The organism is uncultured Arcanobacterium sp. (genome assembly GCF_947253055.1).
GTDB lineage: Bacteria > Actinomycetota > Actinomycetes > Actinomycetales > Actinomycetaceae > Arcanobacterium_A.
In genome coordinates this window covers 1-8,857 of the sequence record NZ_CAMXYE010000064.1, presented here as the reverse complement: position 1 = coordinate 8,857, position 8,857 = coordinate 1, and the positions used below count along the sequence as shown (strand labels likewise).

The following is an 8,857-nucleotide window of genomic DNA, read 5'->3' as shown; positions in this document are numbered from 1 at the left end:
GCTTCCACTTTAGTTCCACCTTCTTTGGCGCAAGTCTTTCACTTTTCACAGATTATTCCGCACGCAGTGCGAGTTACTTCTGCTCTTACCAGCATGCTTATTGGAGTATTACTCCTCATACTCTCCGTTGGGCTCCATCGCAGAATTCGCCGTATTTACTGGGCGACGCTCATTTTGCTTCCCGTGGGAGCTATTTCTTGTATTACAAAAGGTTTGCACTACGAAGAAGCAGCCGTTCTTTTTGTCTTTGCCGTTTTGCTCTATCTAGCGCGAGATTCTTTTGATGCCGAACCGCTCCGCCTGACCTGGCCTGCTTTCATTATCTCGGCAGCAGTATTTGTACTTCTTCCACTTTTACTCTTAGTGGCGCGCCACGCCGTCATTCAACAGATGGCTCCTTTCTATGTGCGTTTTATTTCTACCGGGCACACCTACTGGTCGCGGGCAGTTTTCTATATTTGTTTAGCTTCGTTGATTGCATTTTTATTGCTTTTTTCGCGTTCAAAGAAACTACTCTTTACGCCTCCGCGCGAGCAAGACATCAGCAAGTTCCAGAATTTTCTTGCGCAATACGGAGAAAATACCTATAGCTACCTCTACGCTCTCGGCGACAAAGAAGTTTTCTATAATACGCAGGAAGATATTGCTTTCCTCTACCGCCCTAATCGCGGAGCGCTTATTGTATTGGGCGATCCGCTCGGGGATAAGGAGGCTTTGCGAGATTCGGAGCGCGTAGAAGAAGCCCTGACCGAGTTATTTAGTTACGCTGAGCAGCATGATATGACGGTAGTTTTCTACGAAATTGCGGGGAAGTTTTTAGAGCCACTAATTGAGCAAGGTTTGAATATCTTGAAAATCGGTGAAGACGCCTACGTAGATTTGCTCTCCTACTCTAATGTGGGAAATTCCGGAAAAGTATTTCGGCGCATGCGCAATCGCATGAAGCAAAACGGTACTCACTTTGAGATGCTCTACCCACCTTTTTCTGCCAATTTGTTGGCGGAGTTGGCGGAAGTATCGGAATGCTGGTTGGGAGAACGCCATGAAATGGGCTTTTCGCTAGGATATTTTGATAAATATTATTTGAGTAACGGCCCGATCGGAATAGTGCGCAGTGAAAAAAGAATCGAAGGTTTTGCCAATATAGTGCAGGTAGGGCAGGAGATCGCATCTTTCGATTTAATGCGTTTTCGTCCAGATGCTCCCGGGGGCACTATGGACGGAATTTTGGTTTCTCTTATTGAGTGGGCGAAAGACCAAGGCTATAAGAAATTTAATTTAGGAATGGCTCCACTTTCGGGGGTGGGGCGGCATCGTTATGCGCATCGAATGGAAAAAATCGTGAAAGTGATTCACGATTTCGGAGATCGCTTCTATAATTTTCGCGGGCTATGGGCCTATAAAGAAAAATTTAAGCCGAGTTGGCAGGCGCGCTATTTGGCCTATATTTCTACTAAATCTTTGCCGTCGGTGTTAGTTTCTTTGGTCTGGACTATCAATAGAGAAAATCTCCAGGAGAGAACTACGCCGGCGCGGCAATTAATTGCCAGAAATGGGTATCGGCTCGACGGGATACCTAAATCTACCATCGAGCCGAAAGCGCGCCAGAAGGGATTCGAACCCCCAACCTCTTGATCCGTAGTCAAGTGCTCTATCCGTTGAGCTACTGGCGCAAAAGCCGTTCCTTGGGAACGCACATAAGTCTATATCTTTTTCCCACCTAAAGCCTAATAAAAGGAAGTGGCAGTGCGCACACGCTTTTTCGTCTTCCAAATTTTCAACAGGAATCTCGAGTCGATATATGGCACGATAAAAGTGCAAACAGCTGAAGCTATATAGGAGAAGCTATGGCGTACCAAGGAGGGCAATCTATAGCGGCTAAGCCGCCGTATTCTTCGCTAGATCCTTATGATTTTTTAGCGGCTCTTCCCCAGATACAGCTTCGTTACGACGGCTTGCAACTGGTGCGGCTTATACAGGAAATTACCGGTGCCGAGCCGTTCATGTGGGGGCCTGCCATTATCGGTTTTCGCCACGGCAGTCCGGAGTGCCCAGCGGATTGCTGTAGGGAAGAATTCGCGTTGGGATTCAGCATCTGGCGCGAAAAAATAGTGATTCATCTGCGGCGGCCTAGCTACGGGTCTGCAGATTTTATACACAGAATAGGCGCGGCGTTTCGGGGGCGTTCCACGATTTCTTTTACTTCATTGGCGGAGGTAGATATGGCGGAGTTGGTGCGGCTTATCGAAACTGCTTGGGAAGAAACAAAATAGTAAAATTGGGCAAAGCGTAGCTATTTACGGAGAAGTAAAATATTTACCGAGAAGTGAAAACGCCGTATAGGGAAGGGCGATAATGCGGAAAAATAAAGTGACCACTGCATTGGGAACAGCGGTTTTAATAGTTGCTCTGTTAGCTGGGTGTGGAGGAAATAGCGGAACTGCTGAAAATGGGAATACGGGGAAAGGTGCCACGAGTGCACCAGCAGCGGTGCCGAAAGAGTGCTCCGATCCTTTAGCTAAAGCCCTCTCCGCCGGTAAAGATACGCTCAATGCCCGAGAGGTAGCTTTTTGTATGTCAGAGGCACTCGGAAAATTGGCGGGTTGGCAGCAGGAGAATCTAGACGCCAACGGGAAACTCAGTGCAACCGCAAAGGTAAATGTGCGCCCGCTGGCGGCCGAGATAACGGCTAAAGATGCAAAGACGGGTAAAGATTTGCAGGTAGTGCTGGTAGAGGGCACCACTTTTATTAATCGGGATGGTAAATGGGAAGAAGCGAATGCGCTGGCGCACGATAGCGATATGGTCGCCTTCGCAGCTTTGCCGCGCAGCTTTGAGGTGCTTTTGAATTCGCAATTGCGGGCGGCCGGCGTCGACCCCACTTTGGAATATAAAATTATTGGGAAAGAAGAAATAGCGGGTAGCCCCGTGTATGTGCTGGAGTTACCGTTAAGTGGCGAGAAAGAAAATAATCAATCTGCGCCGTCATCCGAGAAAGCGGCGCCGGAGAAAGCAGAGCCTAATAAAGCAGCGCCCGCTCGCCGTTCTCGCCTCTTTATGCGCGCCGACTATGTAGTGGTGCGCACAGAAAATTATGTAGATGGCGCCTTGGTGAATTCGGTGGTGCTTACGGAAATAGACAAAGCCCAGCACATCATTAATCCTCGCTACGGAAAAGATATTTATGAGAGCGAAAAATAGGTAAGTGCATCACCAATAGGTGAAGTATTTGCCGGTGAATTACTGGTAGTTGTGGTTTTTTAGATAGGCGGTAATACCCGCAGCGCCCTTTTCGATGCTCTGTAGAGTATCGAGGAAGCCCGCTGTATCTCCGTACCAGGGATCAGCCACATCGAAAGAAGCAGAATTGTGCGGAGAAATTTCTCCGGTAAATTCTTGCCAGAGTTTAATTTTTTCTTTTTCTACCCCGTATTTTTCCGCAAAGCGCTCAAGCGCAGCAGCGTGCCCGCGCGTCATAGCCAAAATTAAATCTGCCTGTTGCATCTCCGCCGCAGTTACTCGATGAGCGCAGTGATTAGCTGGTAATTCATAGCCGTTTTCGGCAAGTACCCGCTGCGCGCGCCAATCTATAGGATTGCCGCTCTCCTCGGATGAGACGCCGGCCGAGCTCACTTCGACCTCGGATAGCCCCGCTGCGGCTAGATATTTGCGCAGCACTATTTCACCCATCGGAGAGCGGCAAATATTTCCAGTGCAGACCACCAGAATATGGAAAGTCATATTTAGAAATCCCAATCGTTTTTAGAAATCCCAATCGTCGTCTACGGTAGCTTCGGCAGTGCCTATTACGTAGGAAGATCCCGAGCCGGAGAAGAAATCGTGATTTTCATCGGCATTAGGGGAGAGAGCAGCGAGAATTGCTGGATTCACCGCCGTCTGGTCGGGGGTAAAGAGCGCCTCATAGCCGAGATTCATAAGTGCCTTATTGGCGTTATAGCGTAAGAACATCTTTACGTCTTCGGTCAATCCGAGTGGATCGTAGAGGGATTCAGTATAGAGTTCTTCGTTCTCATATAGATCTTGCAGTAAATCGAAGGCGTAATCTTTCAACTCTGCTTGCCGCTCAGGGCTAGATTCCCGCACTGCCAGTTGATACTTATACCCAATGTAGTAGCCGTGTACGGCTTCATCGCGAATAATTAGGCGAATCAAATCAGCGGTATTGGTGAGTTTCGCGTGCGCCGACCAGTACATCGGAGCATAGAATCCCGAATAGAAAAGGAAAGATTCCAGCATAGTGGAAGCTACTTTTCGCTTCTCCGGATCATCGCCGCGGTAGTAGGAAAGAATAATATGGGCTTTCTTCTGCAGATATTCATTATTTTCTGACCAGCGGAAAGTTTCTTCTATCTCATCGGAAGAAATCAGCGTGGAAAAAATAGATGAATAGGATTTGGCATGCACCGATTCCATAAAGGCGATATTGGTGTAGACCGCTTCTTCGTGCGGGGTGCGGGCATCTGGAATAAGTGAAACTGCCCCGACTGTACCTTGAATAGTGTCTAGCAAAGTCAAACCAGTGAAGACCCGTGTAGTCATCTCTTTTTCGGTGTCGTTTAGTGTATTCCAGGAAGGAATATCATTCGAAAGCGGAATTTTTTCCGGCAGCCAGAAATTGCCAGTCAACCGATCCCAGACTTCCTGATCTTTATCGTCAATAATTTTATTCCAGTTAATTGCCTCTACACTGTCGATGAGTTTCAGTTTAGGAGGATTCATAATTTACCCTTTCCGTAGTTTTAATCTAGCTACCGCACGTCTTGCCTAGGCTGCTTAGAGCATACAGGATACGCAGCCTTCTACTTCGGTGCCTTCCAGCGCCGCTTGCCGCAAGCGCATATAGTAGAGCGATTTGATGCCTTTTCGCCAAGCGTAAATATAATTCTTATTTACATCGCGGGTAGTGACGGTGTCCGGATAGAACAGAGTTAGCGAAAGTCCCTGATCTACGTGCTGAGTGGCCACCGCATAGGTATCGATAATTTTTTGCGGCCCAATTTCGTAGGCGTCTTGATAGTATTCCAGGTTGTCATTATCCATATAAGCTGCTGGATAGTAGACGCGCCCAATTTTTCCTTCTTTACGAATTTCAATCTTCGAAACAATCGGATGGATAGACGAAGTGGAGTGATTTATATAGGAAATAGATCCAGTAGGAGGTACAGCCTGTAGATTCTGGTTGTACATTCCGTACTTTTGTACGTCGTCGCGCAGTTTTCGCCAATCTTCGACGGTGGGAATATGAATCTGAGCGAAAAGCTCTACTACTCGCTGCGTCTGTGGCACCCACTCCTGGTTGAGGTATTTATCGAAGAAAGCACCGCTCGCATAGGTAGAGTTCTCGAAATTATGGAAAGTCTCTCCCCGCTCTTTGGCAATCTGCATCGAAGAACGAATAGCGTGATACAGCACGGTATAGAAATAGATATTGGTGAAATCTAGCGCTTCGGGGCTGCCATAGAAAATGTGCTCCCGCCCTAAGAAACCGTGGAGATTCATCTGCCCTAAGCCGATGGCGTGCGCCATTCGGTTGCCGCGCTCGATAGAAGGTACGGAAGAAATATTAGTCTGATCAGAGACGGCGGTTAAAGCGCGAATAGCAGTTTCGATAGTTTTTCCGAAATCTGGGGAATCCATGGTCTTAGCGATATTCAGAGACCCCAAATTGCAGGAGATATCTTTTCCGATCTTCTCGTAGCTGGAATCCGGTAAGAAAGAAGAGGCTTCGGATACTTGGAGAATCTCTGAGCAGAGATTCGACATGGTAATCCGCCCCTCGATTGGATTAGCACGATTAGCAGTGTCTTCAAAGAGAATATAGGGATATCCAGATTCAAATTGAATCTCTGCCAAGGTCTGGAAGAAATGCCGGGCATTGATCTTCGTCTTGCGAATGCGCTTATCTTCCACCATTTCCTGATACTTTTCCGTCACAGAAATTTCGGTGAAGGGCACGCCATATACTCGCTCTACGTCGTAGGGAGAGAAGAGATACATATCGGCATTTTTCTTCGCTAAATCGAAAGTAATATCGGGGATTACCACTCCCAAGGAGAGGGTCTTTATCCGAATTTTTTCATCGGCATTTTCCCGCTTCGTATCCAGAAAACGCATAATGTCTGGGTGGTGAGCATGCAAGTACACCGCTCCGGCACCCTGGCGCGCCCCTAGTTGATTGGCGTAAGAAAAAGCGTCTTCCAGAATTTTCATCACCGGGTTGACGCCGGAAGATTGATTTTCGATTCGCTTAATAGGCGCACCTTGTTCACGTATATTAGAGAGATTTAAGGCCACACCGCCGCCGCGCTTAGAGAGCTGCAGAGCCGAAGTAATAGCGCGCGCGATGGATTCCATATTGTCTTCTATGCGCAATAAGAAGCAGGAGACCAATTCCCCACGGGCGGCTTTGCCAGCATTTAGGAAAGTGGGAGTGGCGGGCTGAAAACGCCCGGTAATTATTTCTTCCATGAGCTGGAAAGCTTGCTCTTCGTCACCCTCTGCCAAGGTGAGAGCGACCATGCAGACGCGATCTTCAAAACGCTCCAGATAGCGGGTGCCGTCAAAAGTCTTAAGTGTATAGGAAGTGTAATACTTGAAAGCGCCTACGAAAGTAGGGAAACGGAACTTATGGGCGTAGCAGGCTTTATAGAGTTTCTTAATGAAGGCAAAATCGTAGCGTTCTATTACCTCGCGCTCGTAGTAGCCTTCTTTGATCAAGTATTCGATTTTTTCTTCTAGATCATGGAAGAATACGGTGTTTTTATTTACGTGTTGGAGAAAATACTGCCGCGCTGCTTCTTTATCGGCTGCAAACTGGATTTTCCCATCTGCATCGTAGAGATTCAGTTTGGCGTTCAGAGCGTGATAATCCTGCTCCGGTTGAGTAAATTCGATGCCAGTATCCGTCAGAGTCGTGTCCAAAATTCTTCCAATCCTTTTTTTACTTTTTCCACATCGGTGGGGGTGCCGAGTAGTTCAAAACGGTACATATGCGGCACATGGGTCTTGGCGGCGATAATATCGCCAGCTATACAATAAGCCTTGCCAAAATTCGTATTTCCGCTGCTGATTACGCCCCGAATGAGGGAGCGGTTGTGTTCGTCATTTAGAAATTTGATTACCTGTTTGGGCACTGCACCTTTGATATTTCCGCCTCCATAAGTGGGGACGATGAGCACGTATTCCTTTTCTACGTGCAAAAATCCATCTTTAGGAAGTAAAGGTATGCGCTGCGCGGGAAACCCTAATTTTTCTACAAAACGCTTCGTGTTATTAGTTGTAGAAGAAAAATAGACGATATTTACCATGGCGCGTATCTTCCTTTCTTCGTTTCTTTTTGCCTGGTGTTTTTGCCCAGTACTTTTTATCTGGTGCGGCGCGAAAATTGGCGATTTTTCCGCCAAGTGGTGCCGCTGCGATAAATTAAATGCCGGGAAGCGGATACCGCGAATCCCGGCAATTTGCTGGCAAGTTACCTTAGGCGCTTACCACGGAGTTATTAGCCTGCTCTTGGGTAAGAATCCCCGCCAGAGCCCGTATTTTATCGGGGCGATAGCCGGCCCAGTGATCACCACCGGCAAATACTACCGGAGCCTGCTGGTAGCCGAGAGCCTTTACGGTAGCTAAAGCGTCGGCATCCTGGGTTAAATCTACTTCGGTGAATTCCAAGCCATTTTTCTGCAGTGCGCGCTTAGTGGCGTTGCACTGTACACAAGAAGGCTTGGTGTAAACGGTGATGCTCATAGCCTCGGTTACCTTTCTAAAAAGTCTACTTTCCGCAATTCGTTGGTGTAGGAAAGCGATTCGTAATTATTTCTTCGTACGCTCATAAACACTACCCCTAGTGGTGAGTTTTTGAAAGTGCCACTAGATGGCGAGTCGCACGGAAAAGTACAAGTTTGTAATTTACGAGAAATTTTTCCACGGCGGGGCGGTGGGGCTGGGGGAAAAATTTAGGGCTTTTACTTGCAAAGGAGGCGGAAGATAGAAGGTCTGTGCATAAGTGCCAGGTAACTTATCCACAGGAGAAAATAAAATCTTTGCAAGAAAGTGAAGTATGTCACTTTTAGCTCTTAGGTGCGTAATCGTCTCGGCAGCGAGGAAATTAGTAAGCTGAGAGAAGATACGAAAAAGAAAATATGAGTAAGGGGTATGTGACGGTAGAGCTATGGTAGTAGTGAATGCGCTGGTAGTGGCGGCTATGAAAGAAGAAATGCAGCCATTTCGGGAAATGCTTTCTGGATATAAAATTGCCGATATTCCCTATAGCGGCGGCGAAGTTACTTTGGCTAATAAAAATGGGGTACGCCTCTTACTTGTAGTCACTGGAGTCGGCATGGTGTCGGCAGCTACCGGAGTTACTTGGGCGCTCAGCAATTACGACCCAGAAGTGATAGTGAATATCGGCTCTGCGGGAGGATTGAGCCCAGATGCGCGGGTAGGTCAGGTAGTGCTGGGCACGCAATATGTAAATGCCGGTGCAGATGGCACTGTATTTGGCTATGAACGCGGGCAAGTGCCGGGGCAAGCTGCACGTTTTGCCACTGCGGAAAAATTACTGGCTTATGCTCAGCAAATAGTGCGCGATAATGCGGCGGCACCGCAGGCGGATTATGACTTTATAAAAGGTGGCACGCCAGTGCGGGCGGGCATGATCCTTTCTTCTGATGCTTTCATTACGGAAAAGAATGTGGGAGATATGCGCCAAGCTTTCCCAGAAGCGATTGCCACTGATATGGAATCACAAGCAATAGCGCAAGTAGCTGCAGTTTTTCATAAACCTTTTATTTCGGTGCGGGCTATTTCTGATTTGTGCGGGGAGCCGGATGAGCAAGAA

At 47.6% G+C, this 8,857-nt stretch carries 9 protein-coding genes and 1 tRNA gene; 4 read left to right on the top strand and 6 right to left on the bottom strand.

Annotation, left to right across the window (positions count from 1 at the left end; genetic code table 11):
• Positions 1–1,635: phosphatidylglycerol lysyltransferase domain-containing protein (locus Q0X35_RS05120; RefSeq protein WP_297566214.1), on the top strand; the 1,635-nt coding region annotated here is incomplete at its 5' end.
• Here Q0X35_RS05120 and Q0X35_RS05115 read toward each other — a convergent pair.
• A tRNA-Arg gene (locus tag Q0X35_RS05115) sits at positions 1,601–1,673 on the bottom strand. The genes Q0X35_RS05120 and Q0X35_RS05115 overlap by 35 nt on opposite strands.
• A gap of 174 nt (positions 1,674–1,847) precedes the next feature.
• Between Q0X35_RS05115 and Q0X35_RS05110 the strand changes: the two genes are divergently transcribed.
• Both Q0X35_RS05110 and Q0X35_RS05105 read left to right on the top strand, forming a co-directional pair.
• Positions 1,848–2,273: a hypothetical protein gene (locus Q0X35_RS05110; protein WP_297566213.1), complete on the top strand. Its 426-nt coding sequence runs from the start codon at positions 1,848–1,850 to the stop codon at positions 2,271–2,273.
• An 82-nt stretch (positions 2,274–2,355) separates the two neighbouring features.
• Positions 2,356–3,201, top strand: a complete 846-nt coding sequence (locus Q0X35_RS05105) for a hypothetical protein (RefSeq protein WP_297566211.1) — start codon at positions 2,356–2,358, stop codon at positions 3,199–3,201.
• Between the two features lie 39 nt (positions 3,202–3,240).
• Here Q0X35_RS05105 and Q0X35_RS05100 read toward each other — a convergent pair whose 3' ends face one another.
• From Q0X35_RS05100 to nrdH, 5 genes are all read right to left on the bottom strand, one after another.
• Positions 3,241–3,741: a low molecular weight protein-tyrosine-phosphatase gene (locus Q0X35_RS05100; RefSeq protein ID WP_297566209.1), complete on the bottom strand. Its 501-nt coding sequence runs from the start codon at positions 3,739–3,741 to the stop codon at positions 3,241–3,243.
• A gap of 21 nt (positions 3,742–3,762) precedes the next feature.
• The gene (nrdF, locus tag Q0X35_RS05095) at positions 3,763–4,740 is read right to left on the bottom strand and encodes a class 1b ribonucleoside-diphosphate reductase subunit beta (RefSeq protein ID WP_297566207.1); all 978 of its coding nucleotides are present in this window, start codon (positions 4,738–4,740) and stop codon (positions 3,763–3,765) included.
• Between the two features lie 54 nt (positions 4,741–4,794).
• Complete coding sequence (nrdE, locus tag Q0X35_RS05090; RefSeq protein ID WP_297566206.1) at positions 4,795–6,942, bottom strand: class 1b ribonucleoside-diphosphate reductase subunit alpha; 2,148 nt, start codon at positions 6,940–6,942, stop codon at positions 4,795–4,797.
• Positions 6,927–7,328, bottom strand: a complete 402-nt coding sequence (gene nrdI, locus Q0X35_RS05085) for a class Ib ribonucleoside-diphosphate reductase assembly flavoprotein NrdI (RefSeq protein WP_297566204.1) — start codon at positions 7,326–7,328, stop codon at positions 6,927–6,929. The genes nrdE and nrdI overlap by 16 nt, the downstream gene beginning before the upstream one ends.
• 169 nt (positions 7,329–7,497) lie before the next feature.
• A complete protein-coding gene (gene nrdH / locus Q0X35_RS05080; RefSeq protein WP_297566202.1) occupies positions 7,498–7,764 on the bottom strand; it encodes a glutaredoxin-like protein NrdH in 267 nt (88 codons plus the stop codon).
• Between the two features lie 424 nt (positions 7,765–8,188).
• Here nrdH and mtnN point away from each other — a divergent pair.
• The coding region (gene mtnN / locus Q0X35_RS05075; RefSeq protein WP_297566200.1) for a 5'-methylthioadenosine/S-adenosylhomocysteine nucleosidase at positions 8,189–8,857 on the top strand (669 nt) is incomplete at its 3' end.